The organism is Candidatus Nitrosarchaeum limnium BG20, assembly GCF_000241145.1.
Lineage (GTDB): Archaea > Thermoproteota > Nitrososphaeria > Nitrososphaerales > Nitrosopumilaceae > Nitrosarchaeum > Nitrosarchaeum limnae.
On the sequence record NZ_AHJG01000277.1, the window covers coordinates 1 to 536 of the forward strand.

The window sequence follows — 536 nt, forward strand, 5'->3', positions numbered from 1 at the left end:
TTGTCTGCCAGAACAAAAGATGAGACCACAACAAAAGCAGTCAAAGTATTATTTTCAAAATACAAAAATGCAAAGGAGCTTGCAAGTGCAAAAACTAAAGACGTTGAGAAAATTATAAAATCAATTGGATTCTATCATGTAAAATCAAAAAGAATAATCGAGGTTGCAAAAATTATCAACTCAAAGTATAAGGGAAAAGTTCCGGATAATCTAGAAAAACTTGTGGAACTACCAGGAGTTGGAAGAAAAACAGCAAACTGTGTTCTAGTTTATGCATTTGACAAGCCTGCAATTCCAGTAGATATCCATGTTCATAGAATCTCAAATAGATTAGGATTAGTAAATACAAAAACACCTGAGGAGACAGAGCAAGAACTAATGAGGATAATCCCAAAAAAATTCTGGATTGATATTAATGATACTTTTGTAATGTATGGTCAAAACATTTGCAAGCCAATATCTCCAATGTGTAATGTGTGTAAAATAAAAAATAATTGTAAATTTTACAAAACTAAGAACGTTTCTTAGTTAGATAC

Annotated in this window: 1 protein-coding gene; it reads left to right on the forward strand. The window is 31.0% G+C overall.

The genetic code is table 11. The annotated features are described in order from the left end of the window. A partial coding sequence (locus tag BG20_RS09720) for an endonuclease III domain-containing protein (RefSeq protein WP_048097217.1) occupies window positions 1-528 on the forward strand: 528 nt, incomplete at its 5' end. Between the last annotated feature and the right edge of the window lie 8 nt (window positions 529-536).